Here is a 19,003-nt window from a genome sequence, read left to right as displayed (position 1 = left end):
ATAGGGGCTTACCCTGTCTAATACGCGCCTTTTCTTTGAACCGAATTCGGGTATCAACATGAAACGCACCTACCAGCCTTCCAAAATTCGTCGTGCGCGCACCCATGGCTTTCGCGCCCGCATGGCCACCAAGGGCGGTCGCGCCGTGATCAACGCCCGCCGCGCCAAAGGCCGCAAGCGCCTGGCCGTTTGAGCGCCCTGCCCGCCCGGCCGTTCGGTTTCGGCTGGGAAAAAAAGCTGCACAAAACGGATGAGTTTTCATCCGTTTTTCGTTTTAAGTGCGCCCGCCGCGGCGCCTGTCTCGATGTCCTGGCCCGGCCCAATGCCCTGGGTCATTCCCGCCTGGGCCTGGTGGTCGCCCGCAAACTGCTGCGGCGAGCCGTGGACCGCAACCGGTTGCGCCGCCGCCTGCGCGAGCGCTTCCGCCTCTGCCAGCCGCAACTCGGCGCCCTCGACATCGTGGTCCGGCTCAAGCGCCAGGCACCGGAAACGCAGATTCAGGATGAATTCGACCGGTTGCTGTTAGAGTGCCGGTCTTGTGCCAACAATTCCATCTCGCAAACCGCTTAAAAAATGGACACCCAGCGCCTCATCGCCTTCGTCGTGTTTTCCTTCTCCCTGTTGATGCTGTGGGAGGCCTGGCAGGACTACAACAAACCCAAGCAGCCGAGCGCGGCGGTGGCGCAGCAGGCGGCCCCGAGCCAGGGCGCGCTGCCGACCCCGGGCCAGGCCCTGCAGGCGACCGATGCGGCCAGCGAGACGCCGAAGGGCGGCGCGGCCAAGGGCGCGCGGGCGGTGATCAAGACCGACGTGCTGACCGCGGTGATCGACGCCAACGGCGGCGACATCCGCGAGTTGGATCTCAGCCACTATCACCAGGACGAAGACAAGACCAAACCCTTCCGCCTGTTGGAAGAGCGGCAGGGCCGCAACTACTTCGCCCAGTCCGGCCTGATCGGCCATGACCTGCCCAACCACAAGACCGTGTTCGAACTGGTGCCGGGCGAGCGTGAGCTGAAGCCCGGCCAGGACGTGGTCAAGCTCACTCTGCGCGCCCAGTCCGGCGGCGTCGAGCTGACCAAGACCTATTCCTTCCGCCGCGGCAGCTATGCGGTCGAGCTCGAGCAGACGGTGCGCAACCTCGGCCAGGCCACGGTCGATGCCTTCCCCTATTACCAGTTGATGCGTCACAGCCAGGCGCCCGAGGGCCAGTCGGCCCTGATGCACACCTTTACCGGCCCGGCGGTCTACACCGAGGCCAGCAAGTTCCAGAAAATCGATTTCAAGAAGATCGCCGAGGGCAAGGCGGAGCACGTGAAAGAGGCGCAGGATGGCTGGGTCGCCATGGTCCAGCACCACTTCGTCTCGGCCTGGCTGACCCAGAACCCGACCGATAGCGGCCGGCGCGAGTTCTACACCCGCGCCCTGGGCAACGATGAATATGCCGCCGGCATGATCCTGCCCGTCCTCAAGCTGGCGCCGGGCGAGAGCAAGTCGGTCGCCACCCGGCTCTATGCCGGCCCGCAGGAGCAGGACAAGCTGAAGGCGCTGGCCCCCGGCCTCGATCTGGTGGTGGATTACGGCTGGCTGCACGTGCTGGCCTATCCGCTGTTCATGCTGCTCAACTGGCTGAACAAGCTGGTCGACAACTGGGGCGTGGCGATCATCCTGCTCACCGTGCTGATCAAGGGCGCCTTCTATCCGCTGTCGGCCGCCAGCTACAAGTCCATGGCCCAGATGCGCAAGCTGGCGCCACGCCTGCAGAGCCTGAAGGAAAAGTTCGGCGACGACCGGCAGAAGCTGCACGAGGCGATGATGAAGATCTACCAGGAGGAGAAGATCAACCCCTTGGGCGGCTGCCTGCCCATCCTGGTCCAGATCCCGGTGTTCATCGCGCTCTACTGGGTGCTGCTCGGCGCTGTCGAGCTGCGCCAGGCGCCGTTCGCCCTGTGGATCACCGATCTCTCCGCCAGCGACCCTTATTACGTGCTGCCGGTGGTGATGGCGATCACCATGTTCATCCAGCAGAAGCTGTCGCCGACGCCGCCCGATCCGGTGCAGGCCAAGGTGATGATGATCATGCCCATCGTCTTCTCGGTCTTCTTCTTCTTCTTCCCGGCCGGCCTGGTGCTGTACTGGCTGGTCAACAACGTGCTGTCGATCCTCCAGCAATGGCGGATCAACACCGTGATCGAGCGTGCCGGGAAAAAGTAAGCCCGATGCCATCGCCGCCGTCGCGACCCCGCCCGGGCGCGGCGGCATCGGCGTGGTCCGCATCTCCGGGCCCGACCTCTCCCAGATCATCCAAGGCATCGTTGGCCGCGCGCTGGCCCCGCGCCAGGCCGTCTTTGCCCGCTTTCGCGATGCCGCCGGTGCCGCGCTGGACGAGGGTATCGCTCTCTACTTCCCCGCGCCGCATTCCTTCACCGGCGAGCACGTGCTCGAGCTGCAGGGCCATGGCGGGCCGCAGGTGCTGCAGCTGGTGCTCGACCGCTGCCTGGCGCTAGGCGCCCGTCTGGCCGAGCCGGGCGAGTTCTCCCGCCGCGCCTTCCTCAACGGCAAGATCGACCTGGCCCAGGCCGAGGCCATCGCCGACCTGATCGACGCTCAAAGCCAGGAGGCCGCCCGTTCGGCGGTACGCTCGCTGGCCGGCGAGTTCTCGCACCGGGTGCGCGAGCTGGTCGACGGCCTGATCCACCTGCGCATGTTGGTCGAGTCGACCCTGGATTTTCCCGAGGAGGAGATCGATTTTCTCCAGCAGGCCGACGCCTGGGGCCGGCTGGCCGGCATCCGGGCCAAGCTGCAGGCCGTCATGCAGGAGGCGCGCCAGGGCGCCCTGCTGCGCGAGGGCCTCAACGTGGTGCTCATCGGCCAGCCCAACGTCGGCAAGTCCAGCCTGCTCAACCAGCTGGCCGGCTACGAGGCGGCCATCGTCACCGAGATCGCCGGCACCACGCGGGACACGGTGCGCGAGGCGATCCAGATCGAGGGCGTGCCGCTGCACGTGATCGACACCGCCGGCCTGCGCGAGACCAGCGATGCGGTGGAGCAGATCGGCATCGCCCGGACCTGGGCGGCGGTGGAGAAGGCCGATGTCGCCTTGCTGCTGGTCGACGCCGGCCACGGCATGGGGCCACAGGAGGAGGCGATCCTCGCCCGGCTGCCGGCCATCCCGCGGATCACGGTGCACAACAAGATCGACCAGACCGGCGGGGCGCCGCGGCAGAGCGAGGGTGGCCGCGAGCTGTGGCTGTCGGCCAAGACCGGCGCCGGCGTCGACCTGCTGAGAAAACAACTGCTGGCAGCGGCCGGCTGGCAGGCTGCAGGCGAGGGTGCCTTCATGGCACGCGGCCGCCACCTGGAGGCGCTGCGCCGGGCCGGCCGCCATCTGGAACTGGCGGTCGCCGCCGGCCAGCGGCTGGAACTGTTCGCCGAGGAATTGCGCTTGGCCCAGGAGGCCCTGAACGAGATCACCGGCGAGTTCACCGCCGACGACCTGCTCGGCCGCATCTTCAGTCAGTTCTGCATAGGCAAGTAGTTTGGCGCGATCAGGGCCATCGGCGGGCGCACATGATCCAATCGACATCCGGCACATTAGGGTCGCGCGGATAAAGGTGCCAGCGCACGCCGGCCAGGAAGAGCAGCTCCTCCATGATCTCTTCGGGGAAGCCGCGTCGCCCATGGCGCTCGTCCATGATGAGTTTGTGCAGATAGGTGTCGATGCCGCTATGGTTCCAGCAAAGGGTCAGCTCGCTGACAATGCGCGGGTACCAGATTTCGAGTTCGGACGGGGTGCCCTCGACGCTCAAGCCCGACGTCGTGGCGAACGGCGGTTCGCTGGCCATGACCTGTCTCCCTAATTTATTGATTTATTTGTGAATGAAGTCTACCGCAAACGCGACCAGGATGAACAGGGCAGGCACGACCGCCATTTCAGTTCGGCATGGACAGGCTAGCCATGGCTGATTCTCCATTGACTTGGCGCGACATCCTGCAGGAACTGCGACGGCATCGGCGCAGCCTGGTCAAGGGCAACCTGATCGCGGTGTTCGCCGCGATCTGGGCGGTGCCGCTACCCCTGATCCTACCCTTGCTGGTCGACGAGGTGCTGCTGCATCAGCCCGGCGCCTTCATCGCCACCGTCGGGCCCTGGTTCCCGCCGGCCTGGCACGGCCCGACGCTGTTCATCCTGGCCGCCTTGGCGCTCACCGTCCTGCTGCGGCTCCTGGCGGTGCTGTTCAACATCTGGCAGAGCCGCACCTTCTCGCTCATGGCCAAGGACATCGTCTACGGCATTCGCCAGCGCATGCTCGAGCGGCTGTCGAAGATCGCGCTGTCGGAATACGAGACCCTGGGCAGCGGGGCGGTGACCTCGCGCTTCGTCACCGATCTGAATGCCATCGACCAATTCATCGGCGCGTCGATTTCCGGCTTCCTGGTCTCGGTCCTGATTCTGATCGGGGTGTCGGCGGTGCTGCTCTGGATGCACTGGCAGCTCGCCCTGTTCATCCTTTTGCTCAACCCCTTCGTGATCCTGTTTTCGACCAAGCTCGGCAAGCGGGTGAAGGAGCTGAAGAAACAGGAGAACAGCGCCTTCGAGTTGTTCCAGGCGGCCCTGGCCGAGACCTTGGACGCCCTGCACCAGATTCGGGCGATGAACCGCGAGCGCCACTACCTGGCCCGGGTGGCCGACTATGCCGGCAACATCCGCAACCATGCCGCCGCCTTCGCCTGGAAGTCGGATGCGATGAACCGCGCCTCCTTCTTCGTCTTCCTGGTCGGCTTCGATGCCTTCCGCGCCCTGGCCATGTTCATGGTGGTTTATTCCAACCTGAGCATCGGCGAGATGATGGCGGTGTTCGGCTACCTCTGGTTCATGATGTCGCCAGTGCAGGAGATCATCAACATCCAGTACGCCTGGTATGCCGCCAATGCGGCGCTGGGCCGGGTCAATGGCCTGCTCGACCTCAAGCTCGCCCAGCAATGGCCGGCCCGGGTCGATCCCTTCGCCGGCCAGGCCACGGTCGGCGTCACCCTGGAGAAGCTCAGCTTCGCCTATGCCGACGGCGAGCCGGTGCTCGACCAGGTCGACCTCGACATCCGGCCGGGCGAGAAGGTCGCCCTGGTCGGCGCCTCGGGCGGCGGCAAGTCGACCCTGGTCCAGGTCCTGCTCGGGCTGTATCCGGCGCAGGGCGGCACGGTACGCTACGGCGGGGTGCCGGTGTCGGAGATCGGCTGGGACCAGGTGCGCGAGCACGTCGGCGTGGTCTTGCAGCACCCGGTGCTGTTCAACGACACCGTGCGGGCCAACCTGAGCATGGGTCGCGAGCGGAGCGAGACCGAGCTGTGGCAGGCGCTGGCGATCGCCCAGCTCAAGGACTTCGTCGCCGACATGCCCCAGGGCCTGGATACCGTGGTCGGTCGCCAGGGCGTGCGCCTGTCCGGCGGCCAGCGTCAGCGCCTGGCCGTCGCCCGCATGGTGCTGACCGCGCCGCAGGTGGTGATCCTCGACGAGGCGACCTCGGCGCTCGACGCCGAGACCGAGCGCCGCCTGCATCAGGCCCTGGCCGGCTTCCTGACCGGCCGCACCACCCTGATCATCGCCCATCGCCTGTCGGCGGTGCGCCAGGCCGACCGCATCCTGGTCTTCGAGAATGGCCGCATCGTGGAGGAGGGCAGCCACGACAGCCTGATGCTAAGCGGCGGCCTTTATCACAAGCTCTATAGCCACGCCTGAGGGTTTCACGTGAAACAAACGGGCGCCAAGCATGGACAAGACCGGTCGCAAGCCGCTTCAATGAACGGCATGAAACAGTGGTCCATCCGGCTCGCTCAACTGAGCACCCAGCGGGTGATCGGCATCGGCTTCATCCTGGTCCTGGCCTTGATGACGCTGCTGATCGCCGGTGCCCTGCTGCGCATGGTGGCGATCAAGGACCGGATGCAGGCCATCGTCGAGCGGCAGAACGTCAAGCTGGAGAGCGTCTACCAGATGCGCAGCCAGGCGCGGGAGCGCTATAACAGCCTGCTGCAGATGGCGGTGGTCGCCGACCCCTTCGAGCAGGACGAGGAATTCATTCGTTTCAATCAGCACGCCGCCGATTTCATCGTCGCCCGCGACGCCCTGCTTGCCGCGGGCATGGCCGAGGGCGAGCGGGCGGTGTGGGAAAAGGCGCGCCAGCTGGTGCGCGAGGACGAGGTGCTGCACGATCGGGTGCTCGCCCTGGCCCAGTCGGACCGCCGGGCCGAGGCGATCCAGCTGCTGCTGCGCCAGGTGCGGCCGATGGAGGTGCGCATCCTGGCCCAGTTCAACAGCCTGATCGAGCTGCAGCGCGAGGCCAGCCGTCGGGCCCTGGTCGAGGCCGAGGCCGAGTATCACCGGGCCCTGGTCTACATGGCCAGCCTGGCGGCGCTCGCCGTGTTGTTCAGTTTCTTCATCGCCCGGGCGGTGATCCGGCGCTCCCGGCGCAGCGAGACCGAGCTGGCCGAGCAGAAGGAGCGGGCGCTGGCGGTGGCCGACCAGCTGTCCTGGGCGGCCAGCCACGACGCCCTGACCGGACTGTCCAGCCGCCTGGTGTTCGAGCGGCAGCTGACCGAGCTGATCCAGGATGCCCGCCTGCGCGACAGCCTGCATGTCCTGCTCTATGTCGACCTCGATCAGTTCAAGGTGGTCAACGACACCTGTGGCCATATCGCCGGCGACGAGCTGCTCAAGCAGGTCGCCCTGATCCTGCCGCGGCATGTCCGCAGCGGCGATACCGTGGCCCGGCTGGGCGGCGACGAGTTCGGCCTGCTCCTGGCCAGCTGCCCGGTGGCCAAGGCGGTCGAGATCGCCGAGGCGCTGCTGGCCGACCTCAACGGCTTCCGCTTCGGCTGGCAGGACAAGCTGTTCCACGTCGGCGCCAGCATCGGCCTGGCCGAGATCGGGCCGGCCAGCCGGCAGCTGACCGAGGTGCTCAGCGCCGCCGACACCGCCTGCTATCTGGCCAAGGAAAAGGGCCGCAACCGGGTCTGGGTCTACCAGGCCGACGACGCCGAGACCCTGCAGCGACAGGGCGAGATGCAATGGCTGCCCAAGCTGAGCCAGGCCCTGAAGGACGAGCGCTTCGAATTGCATTTCCAGAACATCATGCGGGTGGGCGAGCCCAAGGCCGGTCCGGCGCTGTGCGAGGTGCTGGTGCGCATGCGCGACGAGGCCGGTCGGCTGGTGCCGCCCATGGCCTTCATCCCGGCGGCCGAACGCTACGGCCTGGTCCAGACCCTGGACCGCTGGGTGCTGGGCCAGACCTTGGCCTGGCTGGGCGGGCAGGCGCCGGACCAGTGCCCGACCCTGATGGTCAACGTCTCGGCGCCGAGCATGGCCGACGAGTCCTTCCTCAACTTCGTGGTGGAACGGATCAACGCCGCCGGCATCGTGCCGGAGCGCATCGGCTTCGAGATCACCGAGACCGCCGCCGTCTCCAACTTGGCCAAGGCCACCCGCTTCATCCAGGTCCTGCGCGGCATGGGCTGTCAGGTGGCGCTGGACGACTTCGGCAGCGGCATGGCCTCGTTCGCCTATCTGAAGAACCTGCCGGTCAGCTTGATCAAGATCGACGGCAGCTTCGTCGCCGACATGATGGACGACCCGCTCGACTTCGTCATCGTCGAATCGACCTGTCGCATCGCCAAGCAGATGGGACTGAAGGTGGTGGCCGAGCACGTCACCTGCCAGCAGGCCCTGGCTAGCCTGCACGAAATGGGCGCCGATTACGCCCAGGGCTACCTGCTCCATCATCCCGAGCGCCTGGCCGCCTGAGGCCGGCAAGTTTCACGTGAAACCAGAAGGCCTTTGCCGTATCATGGGCGGCCTTTCGGCCCAGCATTGAGGGCGCATTAAGCGCATGATTTCTAAAGAAACGGGGCAGGGGGCATCGTCGATGTCCTATGCCTTTCCCGACCAGTTCGAGGTGATCGTGGTGGGTGGCGGCCATGCCGGCACCGAGGCCGCGCTCGCCTGCGCCCGCATGGGCGTGCGCACCCTGCTGCTGACACACAACCTCGAGACCCTGGGCGCGATGTCCTGCAACCCCTCGATCGGCGGCATCGGCAAGGGCCATCTGGTGCGCGAGATCGACGCCCTGGGCGGGGCCATGGCGCTGGCGACCGATGCGGCCGGCATCCAGTTTCGCACCCTCAATTCCTCCAAGGGCCCGGCGGTGCGTGCCACCCGGGCCCAGGCCGACCGCGTGCTGTACAAGCAGGCGATCCGCAGCCGGCTGGAGAACCAGGCCAACCTCACCCTGTTCCAGCAGGCGGTCGACGACCTGCTGCTCGAGGGTGACCGCGTGGTCGGGGTGCGCACCCAGCTCGGCATCGTCTTCCGCGCCCGCGCCGTGGTGCTTACCGCCGGCACCTTCCTTGCCGGTCTGGTCCATGTCGGGCTGGAGAACTTCCAGGCCGGGCGCATGGGTGACCCGCCCGCCCTCTCGCTCGCCGCGCGCCTGCGTGAATTGCAGCTGCCGGCCGGGCGCCTGAAGACCGGCACGCCGCCGCGGCTGGACGCCCGCAGCATCGATTTCTCGGTCATGCAGGTGCAGCCGGGCGACGACCCGGAGCCGGTGTTCTCCTTCCTTGGCGATCGGGCCATGCACCCGAAACAGCTGCCGTGCTGGATCGCCCACACCAATGAGCGCACGCACGACATCATCCGCGCCGGCCTCGACCGCTCGCCCATGTACACCGGGGTGATCGAGGGCATCGGCCCGCGCTATTGCCCGTCGATCGAGGACAAGATCCACCGCTTCGCCGACAAGGCCTCGCACCAGGTCTTCCTCGAGCCGGAAGGCCTGAACACGCACGAGATCTATCCCAACGGCATCTCCACCTCGCTGCCGTTCGACGTCCAGCTCGAGCTGGTGCGCTCGATCCGCGGCCTGGAACGCGCCCACATCCTGCGCCCGGGCTACGCCATCGAATACGACTATTACGACCCGCGCGGCCTGAAGCCGTCGCTGGAGACCCGGGCGATCCGGGGCCTGTTCTTCGCCGGCCAGATCAATGGCACCACCGGCTACGAGGAGGCGGCGGCGCAAGGGCTGCTGGCCGGCCTCAACGCCGGTCTTCATGTGCAGGAGAAAGAAGCGTGGTGGCCACGGCGGGACGAGGCCTATCTGGGCGTGCTGGTGGACGACCTGATCACGCGCGGCGTGTCCGAGCCCTATCGCATGTTCACCAGCCGGGCCGAATATCGCCTTTCCCTGCGCGAGGACAACGCCGACCTGCGCCTGACCGAGATCGGGCGCCGGCTCGGCCTGGTCGACGACAAACGCTGGGCCCGGTTCGAGGCCAAGCGCGAGGCCATCGCGCGTGAGGCCGAGCGCCTGAAATCGACCTGGGTCAATCCGAACCTGCTGCCCGAGGCCGAGGCGGTGCGCGTGCTGGGCAAGCCAATCGAGCGGGAGTACAGCCTGTTCGAGCTCTTGCGCCGGCCCGAGGTGAGCTACCAGAGTCTCATGACCCTGCCCAATGCCGGCGCGGCCGTGCCGGACGCCGAGGTGCGCGAGCAGCTGGAGATCCAGGCCAAGTACGCCGGTTACATCGAGCGCCAGCGCGACGAGATCGAGCGCCAGCGCCATTACGAGGAAACCCGCCTGCCCGAGGACTTCGACTACATGCAGCTGACCGGGCTGTCGATCGAGGTGCGGCAGAAACTGAACCAGCAGCGGCCCGCCACCCTGGGCCAGGCGGCGCGCATCCAGGGTGTCACGCCGGCGGCGATCTCGGTGCTGCTGGTCCATCTCAAACGCGGCGAACTGTTGGACAAAAAGCGCGCATGAACCTGTCGGCACAGTTTTCCCAGGCCCTGGCCGAGATGGGGCTGAATCTCGACGCAGCGACCCAGGCCCGGCTGCTCGACTACCTGGCGCTGCTGGCCAAGTGGAACCAGACCTACAACCTCACCGCCATCCACGAGCCGGAGCGGATGCTGACCCATCACCTGCTCGACAGCCTGGCCCTGCTGCCCTACGTGACGGGTGAGCGCCTGCTCGACGTCGGCAGCGGTGGCGGCCTGCCCGGCATCCCGCTCGCCATCGCCCGGCCTGAGCTGCGGGTGACCGTGCTGGACTCGAACCACAAGAAGGCCGCCTTCATGCAGCAGGCGGTGATCGAGTTGAAGCTGGCCAACGTCGAGGTGGTGTGCGACCGCTCCGAGGCCTACCGGCCGGGCGCGCCGTATCCCCAGATCGTCTGCCGCGCCTTCAGCGATCTGAGCGAATTCGTCCGCGCCACCCGGCATGCCCTGGCAAAGGGTGGCGAATGGCTGGCAATGAAGGGCGTCTATCCCAACGAGGAGATCGCCCAATTGAAAGGGGCACGGCTCAAGCGCGACGCCGTGCTCAAGGTGCCCGGCCTCGCGGCCGAGCGCCATCTGATCGTGCTGCAAGCAGAGGAGGAGACCGCCTGATGGCGCGCATCTTTGCAATTACCAACCAGAAGGGCGGAGTGGGCAAGACCACGACGGCGGTCAACCTGGCCGCCGGCCTGGCCCTGCTCGGCAAGCGGGTGCTCCTGATCGACCTCGACCCGCAGGGCAACGCCACCATGGGCAGCGGCATCGACAAGCGCGAGGTGAAGCAGACGGTCTACCACCTGCTCTTGAATCAGGCGCGGCTCGACGAGGTGGTTTGCCACTCGGAGTCCGCCGGCTATGACGTCCTCGCCGCCAACCGCGACCTGGCCGGCGCCGAGATCGAACTGGTCGACCAGAGCGAGCGGGAGTATCGCTTGCGCCGGGCGCTGGAGGCGGCCGCCGGCCGTTACGATTTCGTGCTGATCGACTGCCCGCCAGCGCTGAACCTGCTGACCGTCAACGCCCTGGCCGCGGCCCATGCCGTGATCATCCCGATGCAGTGCGAATACTACGCGCTCGAGGGCCTGACCGATCTGGTCAACACCGTGAAGAAGGTCAAGGCCGGCCTGAATCCGGCGATCGAGATCGAGGGTCTGCTGCGGGCCATGTTCGACCCGCGCAACACCCTGGCCCAGCAGGTGGCCGACCAACTCAAGGGCCATTTCGGCGACAAGGTCTACGACACGGTGATCCCGCGCAACGTGCGGGTCGCCGAGGCGCCCAGCTACGGCCTGTCGGCCCTGGCCTACGACAAGGCCTCGCGCGGGGCGCAGGCCTATCTCCAACTGGCAGAAGAAGTCATCCGCAGGGAAGAAGGACGTCAACATGGCAAAGCTTAAAGGTTTGGGTCGGGGCCTGGATGCCCTGTTGGGCGGCGGTGAAACCAAAGAGGGCGAGCGCTTGCTCACATTGCCGGTCGAGAGCCTGCAGCCGGGCAAGTACCAGCCGCGCACGCAGATGGACGAGACCGCGCTGGTCGAGCTGGCCGAGTCGATCAAGTCAGAGGGCCTGATGCAGCCCATCCTGGCTCGGGCCATCCCCGGCGGCCGCTACGAGATCATCGCCGGCGAGCGGCGCTGGCGGGCGAGCCAGCTGGCCGGTCTGCGCGAGGTGCCGGTGCTGGTGCGCGAGGTGGCCGATGCCTCCGCCCTGAAGATGGCGCTGATCGAAAACATCCAGCGCGAGAATCTGAACCCGCTGGAAGAGGCGCATGGCATCCAGCGCCTGATCCAGGAGTTCGACATGACCCACCAGACCGCGGCCGAGGCGGTCGGCCGCTCACGCACCGCGGTGACCAATCTCTTGCGCCTGCTCAATCTGGCCAAGCCGGTGCAGGCCCAACTGATGGCGAACGAGCTCGACATGGGCCATGCCCGCGCCCTGCTGGCCTTGACCCACGCCAAGCAGACCGAGGCGGCCAACGAGATCGTGCGGCGCGGCCTCTCGGTGCGCGAGGCCGAACATCTGGCCGCGCGGTTGTTGCAGCCGAAAGAAGCCATCAAAAAAACCAGCACGAGCAAGGATCGCGACGTGCAGCGCCTGGAAGAGGGCCTGGCCGAGAAACTGGGCGCCAAGGTGAGTATTCACTCCAACCAGAAGGGCGCCGGTAAACTGACTATCGAGTTTGCCAGCCTGGACCAGCTCGACGGCATCCTCAAGCGCATCCGCTGATTTCCCGTCAGATACAACCATCAATGTGTTTGATGGTTGTATCAATCCCCCTAATTTATGTATATAATGTTCTGCTAATGTTGTTACGTTCCCTGGCGCTGCAGTTTGCCAGCGTGCTTGCGGCGGGCCTGATTGCCTGGCAGCAAGCGGGTTTAGCGGATGCGCTGTCGGTTCTCTATGGTGCGTTTGCGGCCCTGATCAACACCGGTCTTCTGATGTGGCGATTCAAGCAGGGCGAACGTGATTATCACTGCGATGCCGACAGGCATCTCAAATCGTTTTACCGCTCGAGTCTGGAGCGATATGCAGTAGTCGGCGCATGGCTGGCGATCGGGTTTGGCGTGCTCAACCTGGCCGGCCTGCCCCTCTTGTTGGGATTCGTGATCGGGCAGTTGGCCTGGGTGCTGGCTGCCTTGTTGTTTCGGTGAGAAGAGAAAAATGTCTGCAGAAACGCTGACCTCGACGGAATACATCAAGCACCACCTGCAAAACCTGACCTATGGTCAGAAGGCCGACGGCACCTGGGGCCTGGCACACAGCGCCGCCGAAGCCAAGGAAATGGGCTTCTGGGCGATCAACGTCGACACCATGGGTTGGTCCATCTTCCTGGGCCTGCTCTTCCTGTTCTTCTTTACCAAGGCGGCCAAGCGCGCCACCACCGGTGTCCCCGGCGGCCTGCAGAACTTTGTCGAATGGGTGGTCGAATTCATCGACAGCTCCGTGCGAGGTTCCTTCTCCGGCCGCAACCCCCTGGTCGCCCCCCTGGCGCTGACCATCTTCCTCTGGATCTTCCTGATGAACGCGATGGACCTGCTGCCCATCGACTGGCTGCCCAAACTGGCCGCCACCATCACCGGCGATCCGCACCTCTTCTTCAAGGTCGTGCCGACCACCGACCCCAACGCCACCTTCGGCATGTCCATCGCCGTGTTCCTCCTGGTGCTGTATTACAGCGTCAAGATGAAAGGTGTCGGCGGCTTCGTCGGCGAACTGACCCTGCAACCCTTCGGCAAGTTCGGCCTGCCGGCCAACCTGTTCCTCGAGGGCGTGAACCTGATCGCCAAGCCCGTGTCCCTCGCCCTGCGGTTGTTCGGCAACATGTATGCCGGCGAGATGATCTTCATCCTGATCGCCCTCATGTTCTCCGGCGGCGCCATGCTCGTGCTGGCTGGCGGTGTCCTGCAGTGGGCCTGGGCCGTGTTCCACATCCTGGTCATCACCTTGCAGGCCTTCATTTTCATGACGCTGACCATCGTCTATCTGGACATGGCGCATCAAGAGCATCACTAAACAGATTTTTTGCTTTTAATTGATTTTTCTTTAGGAGAGAAACATGACTGAAGTACAAGCTCTGCTGTTCATTGCTGGCGCCATCATGATGGGTCTGGGTGCCCTGGGTGCTTCCATCGGCATCGGTGTGCTCGGTGGCCGCTTCCTGGAAGGCGCCGCCCGCCAGCCCGAACTGATCCCGATGCTGCGTACCCAGTTCTTCATCGTCATGGGTCTGGTCGACGCCGTGCCGATGATCGCTGTCGGTCTGGCCATGTACGTCCTGTTCGCGGTCGCTGCCTAAGCGTCGTATTTCCAAGGCTTAACCCGCAAGAGGTTCGGGCATGAACATCAATATGACCCTGATTGGGCAGTCCATCACGTTCTTCCTGTTCGTGTGGTTCTGCATGAAGTTCGTGTGGCCACCCGTTGTCAACGCCCTCGAGGCCCGGCGCAAGCAAATCGCCGACGGTCTGGCGGCGGCCGACCGCGGCAAGCACGAGCTGGAGCTGTCCGCCAAGCGCGCGAGCGAAAACCTGCACGAGGCCAAGCAGAAGGCCGCCGAGATCATCGCCCAGGCCGAGAAGCGTGCGGCCCAGCTGATCGACGAGGCGAAAGAGACCGCCAAGGCGGAAGGCGACCGCATGATCGCGGGCGCCAAGTCCGAGATCGAGCAGGAAATCATGCGTGCCCGCGAGCAGCTGCGCGGTGAGGTCGCTGCCCTGGTCGTCGCCGGCGCCGAGAAGATCCTGCGTCGCGAAGTGGATGCCAAGGCACACGGCGATCTGCTCGAAGCCGTCAAGAACGAGCTTTGATCATGGCCGAAGTCGTCACTATTGCCCGCCCCTACGCCGAGGCCATCGCGCGCCTGGCCAAGGAGCAAAACACCTGGGCCGCCTGGTCCGACATGCTGAATCTGGCCGCCGCCGTGGTGGCGGACCCCCAGATGGCGGCAGTCATCGCCAATCCCGCCGTATCGAGCGATCGAGCGGCCGAGCTGGTGCTGGCGGTCTGTGGCGGCAAACTCAATGCAGAGGGTGTCAACACCATCAAGGTGCTGGCCGAAAACAAGCGCCTGCCCGTGCTGCCGGTGATCGCCCGCCTGGTCGAGGAAATGAAGGCCGAGGCCGAGGGTGCGCTGGAAGCCCACATCGTCAGCGCTTTCCCGCTGAACGAGGCGCAACTGGCCGGCCTGGTCGACAAGCTTGCGAAGAAATATGGCCGCAAGGTGAGCGCGACCCACGCGGTCGATCCCGAGCTGATCGGCGGTGCCGTGATTACCGTGGGCGACGAGGTGCTGGATGCCTCGGTGCGTGCCAAGCTGGCCGATATGGCTGTCACCCTGCAAGGTTGATCTGAAGAATCTGGAGTCGATATGCAACTCAACCCTTCCGAAATCAGCGAGCTGATTAAGAGCAAGATCCAGAACCTGGAGGCCGGCTCCGAGCTCCGCACCCAGGGGACGGTGGTTTCCGTCACCGACGGTATCGTCCGCGTCCACGGCCTGGCCGACGTGATGCAGGGCGAAATGCTGGAATTCCCCGGCAACACCATGGGCATGGCCCTGAACCTCGAGCGCGACTCGGTCGGCGCCGTGGTGCTGGGCGAGTATGAACACATCACCGAGGGCGACACGGTCAAGTGCACCGGCCGCATCCTCGAGGTGCCGGTGGGCGAGGCCCTGATGGGCCGCGTGGTCGACGCCCTGGGCCGTCCGATCGACGGCAAGGGCCCGGTCAACTGCAGCGAGACCTCCCCGATCGAGAAGATCGCCCCGGGCGTGATCGATCGCCAGTCCGTGTCGCAGCCGTTGCAGACCGGCCTGAAGTCGGTCGACTCCATGGTGCCGATCGGCCGCGGCCAACGCGAGCTGATCATCGGCGACCGTCAGACCGGTAAGACCGCCGTCGCCGTCGACGCCATCATCAACCAGAAGGGCACCGGCGTCATTTGTATCTACGTCGCCGTCGGCCAGAAGGCGTCCTCCATCGCCAACGTCGTGCGCAAGCTGGAAGAGCACGGCGCCATGGAGCACACCATCGTGGTCGCCGCCACTGCCTCCGACCCGGCCGCCATGCAGTTCATCGCGCCGTACGCCGGCTGTTCGATGGGCGAGTACTTCCGCGACCGCGGCCAGGACGCCCTGATCGTTTACGACGACCTGACCAAGCAGGCCTGGGCCTACCGTCAGATCTCCCTGCTGTTGCGCCGTCCGCCCGGCCGCGAAGCCTACCCGGGCGACGTGTTCTACCTGCACTCCCGTCTGCTCGAGCGCGCCGCGCGCGTCAGCGCCGACTATGTGGAGAAGGCGACCAAGGGCGCGATCAAGGGCAAGACCGGTTCGCTCACCGCGCTGCCGGTGATCGAGACCCAGGCCGGTGACGTGTCCGCCTTCGTGCCGACCAATGTGATCTCGATTACCGACGGCCAGATCTTCCTGGAGACCGACCTGTTCAACGCCGGTATCCGCCCCGCCATCAACGCCGGTCTGTCGGTGTCCCGCGTCGGTGGCGCCGCCCAGACCAAGGTGATCAAGAAGCTGGGCGGCGGTATCCGTCTGGCCCTGGCCCAGTACCGCGAGCTTGCGGCCTTCGCCCAGTTCGCCTCCGACCTGGACGAGGCGACCCGCAAGCAGCTGGAGCGCGGCCGCATGGTCACCGAGCTGATGAAGCAGTTCCAGTACGCCCCGATGAGCATCTCCGAGATGGCCGTCACCCTGTTCGCCGTCAACCGCGGCTACCTGGACGACGTCGAGGTGAAGCGGGCCCTGGCCTTCGAAGCCGCCCTGATCTCCTTCATGAAGAGCAAGTACAAGTCCCTCATGGACAAAATCGAGGACACCAAGGACCTGGACGCGGATACCGAGAAGCAGATGGTCGCCGCCATCGAGGATTTCAAGGCCAGCGCGGCTTACTGAGCCGGCTAGAGAGTCGAGAGCAATATGGCTGCCGGAAAAGAGATCCGCACCAAGATCAAGAGCGTCGAAAACACGCGCAAGATCACCAAGGCCATGGAAATGGTGGCCGCCTCCAAGATGCGCAAGGCACAAGAGCGCATGAAGGCGGCCCGCCCCTATGCCGAGAAGATCGCGCACGTGATGGCGCACCTGAGCCAGTCGCATTCCGAGTACAAGCACCCGTTCTATGTCGCGCGCGAGAACATCAAGCGCGTCGGCTTGATCGTGGTGTCGACCGACAAGGGCCTGTGCGGCGGCCTCAACACCAACGCCCTGCGCATGGTGCTGGGCAAGCTGAAGGACTGGGAAGCCAAGGGCATCGAGGTCGACGTCACCGCCATCGGCAACAAGGGCCTGGGCTTCATCCAGCGCCTGGGCGGCAACGTCGTGTCCGAGGCCACCGGCCTGGGCGATTCGCCGCACATGGAGCGCCTGATCGGCCCGATCAACGTCATGCTCGAGAACTACAAGTCGGGCAAGATCGACGCCCTGTACCTGGTCTACAGCCGCTTCATCAACACCATGAAGCAGGAAGCCCAGTACACCCAGCTCCTGCCGCTGACGGCCGAGGCCGCGGTGGAGAAGACCACGGCCTACTGGGACTACATCTACGAGCCTGAGGCCAAGGGCGTGATCGATGTGCTGATGGAGCGCTACATCGAGGCCCTGATCTATCAGGCGGTGGCCGAGAACATGGCCTGCGAGCAATCGGCCCGGATGGTCGCCATGAAGGCGGCCTCGGACAACGCCAAGAACGTGATCGGTGAACTGAAGCTGGTCTACAACAAGACCCGCCAGGCCGCGATCACCAAAGAGCTGTCGGAGATCGTCTCCGGCGCCGCGGCGGTTTAAAGATTTTATTTTTAGGACTTAAGCCATGACCGAAGGAAAAATCGTTCAGATCATCGGCGCGGTGGTGGACATGGAGTTCCCCCGCGGGGCGTTGCCCAAGGTGTATGACGCCATCAAGATGGACAGCCCGCCGCTCACCTTCGAGGTGCAGCAGCAGATGGGCGACGGCATCGTCCGGACCATCGCCATGGGCTCCACCGACGGCCTCAAGCGCGGCCTGACCGTGAAGAACACCGGCGCTCCGATCAACGTGCCGGTGGGCAAGGCCACCCTGGGCCGCATCATGAACGTCCTGGGCGAGCCCGTGGACGAGGCCGGCCCGGTGAATGCCGAGACCACCGCCCCCATCCACCGCAAGGCCCCGGCCTACGCCGACCAGGCTGCCGCCGTGGAGATCCTGGAAACCGGCATCAAGGTGATCGACCTGATCATGCCGATCGCCAAGGGCGGCAAGGTGGGTCTGTTCGGTGGCGCCGGCGTGGGCAAGACCGTGACCCTGATGGAACTGATCCGGAACATCGCCGTCGAGCACAGCGGCTTCTCCGTGTTCGCCGGCGTGGGCGAGCGCACCCGCGAGGGCAACGACTTCTACCACGAGATGAAGGAAGGCGGCGTGCTGGACAAGGTCGCCCTGGTCTACGGCCAGATGAACGAGCCGCCGGGCAACCGTCTGCGCGTGGCGCTGACCGGCCTGACCATGGCCGAGCACTTCCGCGACGAAGGTCGTGACGTGCTGTTCTTCGTCGACAACATCTACCGCTACACCCTGGCCGGTACCGAAGTGTCCGCCCTGCTGGGCCGGATGCCGTCCGCCGTGGGTTACCAGCCGACCCTGGCCGACGAGATGGGCCGCCTGCAGGAGCGCATCACCTCGACCCGCACCGGCTCGATCACCTCCTTCCAGGCCGTGTACGTGCCCGCCGACGACCTGACCGACCCGTCGCCGGCGACCACCTTCGCCCACCTGGACGCTACCCTGGTGCTGTCCCGTCAGGTGGCCGAGCTGGGTATCTACCCCGCAGTGGACCCGCTCGACTCCACTTCCCGCCAGCTCGACCCGCTGGTGGTTGGCGAGGAGCATTACACGGTGGCTCGTGCCGTGCAGGGCACTCTGCAGAAGTACAAGGAGCTGCGCGACATCATCGCGATTCTGGGCATGGACGAACTGTCGCCCGAGGACAAGCTGGTCGTGTCCCGCGCCCGCAAGATCCAGCGCTTCCTGTCGCAGCCGTTCTTCGTGGCCGAGGCCTTCACCGGCGCCGCCGGCAAGTACGTCTCGCTGAAGGACACCATCGCCGCCTTCAAGGCGATCGTCTCCGGCGAATACGACCACCTGCCCGAGCAGGCCTTCTACATGGTCGGCACCATCGACGAGGCAGTCGAGAAGGCCAAGACCCTTCAGTAAGGAAACGGCGTTATGGCCATGACCATTCATGTCGACATCGTCAGTGCGGAGGCGTCCATCTACGCCGGCTTGGCCGAGTATGTGATCGTGCCGGGCGAGATGGGCGAGGTGGGCATCCACCCCCGCCACGCGCCGATGCTCACCCGGATCAAGCCCGGCTCGGTGCGGATCAAGAAGCCGCAGGAAGACACCGAGGATCTGATCTTCGTCTCCGGTGGCATTCTCGAGGTGCAGCCGCACGTGGTCACCATCCTGTCCGACACCGCCGTGCGCGGGGCGGACCTGGACGAGGCCCGTGCCCTGGAGGCCAAGCAGCGCGCCGAGGAGGCGATGAAGAATCGCACCTCCGCCATGGAATACGCCCAGGCCGAGGCGGAGCTGGCCATGGCCGTGGCCCAGCTGCAGGCGATCGAGAAACTGCGGCGCAGAAAGGCCTGAGCCGGCATCGGCACGCACG

20 protein-coding genes are annotated in these 19,003 nt (G+C 65.5%); 19 read left to right on the top strand and 1 reads right to left on the bottom strand.

What is annotated here, in order from left to right:
- Positions 1-58 precede the first annotated feature (58 nt).
- From rpmH to mnmE, 4 genes are read left to right on the top strand one after another with little or no spacing between them, the layout of a single operon-like run.
- Positions 59-193 (top strand): 50S ribosomal protein L34, encoded by a 135-nt coding sequence (rpmH, locus tag EL388_RS13755; RefSeq protein WP_126463945.1) that lies wholly within the window; start codon positions 59-61, stop codon positions 191-193.
- Positions 190-570 carry a ribonuclease P protein component gene (rnpA, locus tag EL388_RS13750; RefSeq protein WP_232019139.1) on the top strand — a complete coding sequence of 127 codons (381 nt, stop codon included), beginning with the start codon at positions 190-192 and terminating at the stop codon, positions 568-570. The genes rpmH and rnpA overlap by 4 nt, the downstream gene beginning before the upstream one ends.
- A gap of 3 nt (positions 571-573) precedes the next feature.
- Positions 574-2,214 carry a membrane protein insertase YidC gene (gene yidC, locus EL388_RS13745; protein ID WP_126463944.1) on the top strand — a complete coding sequence of 547 codons (1,641 nt, stop codon included), beginning with the start codon at positions 574-576 and terminating at the stop codon, positions 2,212-2,214.
- Positions 2,198-3,538 carry a tRNA uridine-5-carboxymethylaminomethyl(34) synthesis GTPase MnmE gene (gene mnmE, locus EL388_RS13740; protein WP_126463943.1) on the top strand — a complete coding sequence of 447 codons (1,341 nt, stop codon included), beginning with the start codon at positions 2,198-2,200 and terminating at the stop codon, positions 3,536-3,538. The genes yidC and mnmE overlap by 17 nt, the downstream gene beginning before the upstream one ends.
- Before the next feature lie 10 nt (positions 3,539-3,548).
- Here mnmE and EL388_RS13735 read toward each other — a convergent pair whose 3' ends face one another.
- The gene (locus EL388_RS13735) at positions 3,549-3,845 is read right to left on the bottom strand and encodes a hypothetical protein (RefSeq protein ID WP_126463942.1); all 297 of its coding nucleotides are present in this window, start codon (positions 3,843-3,845) and stop codon (positions 3,549-3,551) included.
- A 113-nt stretch (positions 3,846-3,958) separates the two neighbouring features.
- On the opposite strand from EL388_RS13735, the gene EL388_RS13730 reads away from it, so the two are divergent.
- The 15 genes from EL388_RS13730 (at position 3,959) to EL388_RS13660 (ending at position 18,984) form a co-directional block, all read left to right on the top strand.
- Entirely contained in the window at positions 3,959-5,737 is a 1,779-nt protein-coding gene (locus tag EL388_RS13730; RefSeq protein ID WP_126463941.1) for an ABC transporter ATP-binding protein, read from the top strand.
- A gap of 69 nt (positions 5,738-5,806) precedes the next feature.
- On the top strand, positions 5,807-7,798 hold the full coding sequence (locus EL388_RS13725) for a putative bifunctional diguanylate cyclase/phosphodiesterase (protein WP_165919190.1): 1,992 nt from the start codon (positions 5,807-5,809) through the stop codon (positions 7,796-7,798).
- Between the two features lie 121 nt (positions 7,799-7,919).
- Positions 7,920-9,818, top strand: coding sequence for a tRNA uridine-5-carboxymethylaminomethyl(34) synthesis enzyme MnmG (mnmG, locus tag EL388_RS13720; RefSeq protein ID WP_126463939.1), 1,899 nt, complete (start codon positions 7,920-7,922; stop codon positions 9,816-9,818).
- Positions 9,815-10,447 (top strand): 16S rRNA (guanine(527)-N(7))-methyltransferase RsmG, encoded by a 633-nt coding sequence (gene rsmG / locus EL388_RS13715; protein WP_126463938.1) that lies wholly within the window; start codon positions 9,815-9,817, stop codon positions 10,445-10,447. Before mnmG ends, rsmG begins: the two co-directional genes overlap by 4 nt.
- The gene (locus tag EL388_RS13710) at positions 10,447-11,232 is read left to right on the top strand and encodes a ParA family protein (RefSeq protein WP_126463937.1); all 786 of its coding nucleotides are present in this window, start codon (positions 10,447-10,449) and stop codon (positions 11,230-11,232) included. Before rsmG ends, EL388_RS13710 begins: the two co-directional genes overlap by 1 nt.
- Positions 11,219-12,064: a ParB/RepB/Spo0J family partition protein gene (locus tag EL388_RS13705; RefSeq protein ID WP_126463936.1), complete on the top strand. Its 846-nt coding sequence runs from the start codon at positions 11,219-11,221 to the stop codon at positions 12,062-12,064. The genes EL388_RS13710 and EL388_RS13705 overlap by 14 nt, the downstream gene beginning before the upstream one ends.
- 77 nt (positions 12,065-12,141) lie before the next feature.
- Positions 12,142-12,492, top strand: coding sequence for an ATP synthase subunit I (locus tag EL388_RS13700; RefSeq protein ID WP_165919189.1), 351 nt, complete (start codon positions 12,142-12,144; stop codon positions 12,490-12,492).
- 10 nt (positions 12,493-12,502) lie between these two features.
- Positions 12,503-13,354: a F0F1 ATP synthase subunit A gene (atpB, locus tag EL388_RS13695; protein WP_126463934.1), complete on the top strand. Its 852-nt coding sequence runs from the start codon at positions 12,503-12,505 to the stop codon at positions 13,352-13,354.
- 43 nt (positions 13,355-13,397) lie between these two features.
- Entirely contained in the window at positions 13,398-13,637 is a 240-nt protein-coding gene (gene atpE / locus EL388_RS13690) for a F0F1 ATP synthase subunit C (RefSeq protein ID WP_126463933.1), read from the top strand.
- Positions 13,638-13,677: 40 nt separating this feature from the next.
- Positions 13,678-14,148: a F0F1 ATP synthase subunit B gene (locus EL388_RS13685; protein WP_126463932.1), complete on the top strand. Its 471-nt coding sequence runs from the start codon at positions 13,678-13,680 to the stop codon at positions 14,146-14,148.
- Between the two features lie 2 nt (positions 14,149-14,150).
- Positions 14,151-14,687, top strand: coding sequence for a F0F1 ATP synthase subunit delta (locus tag EL388_RS13680; protein ID WP_126463931.1), 537 nt, complete (start codon positions 14,151-14,153; stop codon positions 14,685-14,687).
- Between the two features lie 21 nt (positions 14,688-14,708).
- Positions 14,709-16,250: a F0F1 ATP synthase subunit alpha gene (gene atpA / locus EL388_RS13675; protein WP_126463930.1), complete on the top strand. Its 1,542-nt coding sequence runs from the start codon at positions 14,709-14,711 to the stop codon at positions 16,248-16,250.
- 24 nt (positions 16,251-16,274) lie between these two features.
- The gene (gene atpG / locus EL388_RS13670) at positions 16,275-17,141 is read left to right on the top strand and encodes a F0F1 ATP synthase subunit gamma (RefSeq protein ID WP_126463929.1); all 867 of its coding nucleotides are present in this window, start codon (positions 16,275-16,277) and stop codon (positions 17,139-17,141) included.
- A 25-nt stretch (positions 17,142-17,166) separates the two neighbouring features.
- Entirely contained in the window at positions 17,167-18,546 is a 1,380-nt protein-coding gene (atpD, locus tag EL388_RS13665; protein ID WP_126463928.1) for a F0F1 ATP synthase subunit beta, read from the top strand.
- 12 nt (positions 18,547-18,558) lie between these two features.
- Positions 18,559-18,984 carry a F0F1 ATP synthase subunit epsilon gene (locus EL388_RS13660; RefSeq protein ID WP_126463927.1) on the top strand — a complete coding sequence of 142 codons (426 nt, stop codon included), beginning with the start codon at positions 18,559-18,561 and terminating at the stop codon, positions 18,982-18,984.
- Positions 18,985-19,003 lie beyond the last annotated feature (19 nt).

Origin of the sequence: Sulfuritortus calidifontis, from assembly GCF_003967275.1 — a bacterium.
Lineage (GTDB): Bacteria > Pseudomonadota > Gammaproteobacteria > Burkholderiales > Thiobacillaceae > Sulfuritortus > Sulfuritortus calidifontis.
The sequence above is the reverse complement of the archived record's forward strand: the minus strand, read 5'-3'. Positions and strand labels throughout refer to the sequence as shown.

Bases quoted from the DNA above. Each gene is read 5' to 3' on its own strand.
- EL388_RS13730 (WP_126463941.1), top strand. From the start codon at position 3,959: ATGGCTGATTCTCCATTGACTTGGCGCGACATCCTGCAGGAACTGCGA.
- EL388_RS13680 (WP_126463931.1), top strand. From the start codon at position 14,151: ATGGCCGAAGTCGTCACTATTGCCCGCCCCTACGCCGAGGCCATCGCG.
- EL388_RS13725 (WP_165919190.1), top strand. From the start codon at position 5,807: ATGAAACAGTGGTCCATCCGGCTCGCTCAACTGAGCACCCAGCGGGTG.
- rsmG (WP_126463938.1), top strand. From the start codon at position 9,815: ATGAACCTGTCGGCACAGTTTTCCCAGGCCCTGGCCGAGATGGGGCTG.
- mnmG (WP_126463939.1), top strand. From the start codon at position 7,920: ATGTCCTATGCCTTTCCCGACCAGTTCGAGGTGATCGTGGTGGGTGGC.
- EL388_RS13710 (WP_126463937.1), top strand. From the start codon at position 10,447: ATGGCGCGCATCTTTGCAATTACCAACCAGAAGGGCGGAGTGGGCAAG.
- EL388_RS13700 (WP_165919189.1), top strand. From the start codon at position 12,142: ATGTTGTTACGTTCCCTGGCGCTGCAGTTTGCCAGCGTGCTTGCGGCG.
- yidC (WP_126463944.1), top strand. From the start codon at position 574: ATGGACACCCAGCGCCTCATCGCCTTCGTCGTGTTTTCCTTCTCCCTG.
- atpB (WP_126463934.1), top strand. From the start codon at position 12,503: ATGTCTGCAGAAACGCTGACCTCGACGGAATACATCAAGCACCACCTG.
- atpG (WP_126463929.1), top strand. From the start codon at position 16,275: ATGGCTGCCGGAAAAGAGATCCGCACCAAGATCAAGAGCGTCGAAAAC.
- EL388_RS13660 (WP_126463927.1), top strand. From the start codon at position 18,559: ATGGCCATGACCATTCATGTCGACATCGTCAGTGCGGAGGCGTCCATC.
- atpD (WP_126463928.1), top strand. From the start codon at position 17,167: ATGACCGAAGGAAAAATCGTTCAGATCATCGGCGCGGTGGTGGACATG.
- rpmH (WP_126463945.1), top strand. From the start codon at position 59: ATGAAACGCACCTACCAGCCTTCCAAAATTCGTCGTGCGCGCACCCAT.
- EL388_RS13705 (WP_126463936.1), top strand. From the start codon at position 11,219: ATGGCAAAGCTTAAAGGTTTGGGTCGGGGCCTGGATGCCCTGTTGGGC.
- EL388_RS13685 (WP_126463932.1), top strand. From the start codon at position 13,678: ATGAACATCAATATGACCCTGATTGGGCAGTCCATCACGTTCTTCCTG.
- atpA (WP_126463930.1), top strand. From the start codon at position 14,709: ATGCAACTCAACCCTTCCGAAATCAGCGAGCTGATTAAGAGCAAGATC.
- atpE (WP_126463933.1), top strand. From the start codon at position 13,398: ATGACTGAAGTACAAGCTCTGCTGTTCATTGCTGGCGCCATCATGATG.
- EL388_RS13735 (WP_126463942.1), bottom strand. From the start codon at position 3,845: ATGGCCAGCGAACCGCCGTTCGCCACGACGTCGGGCTTGAGCGTCGAG.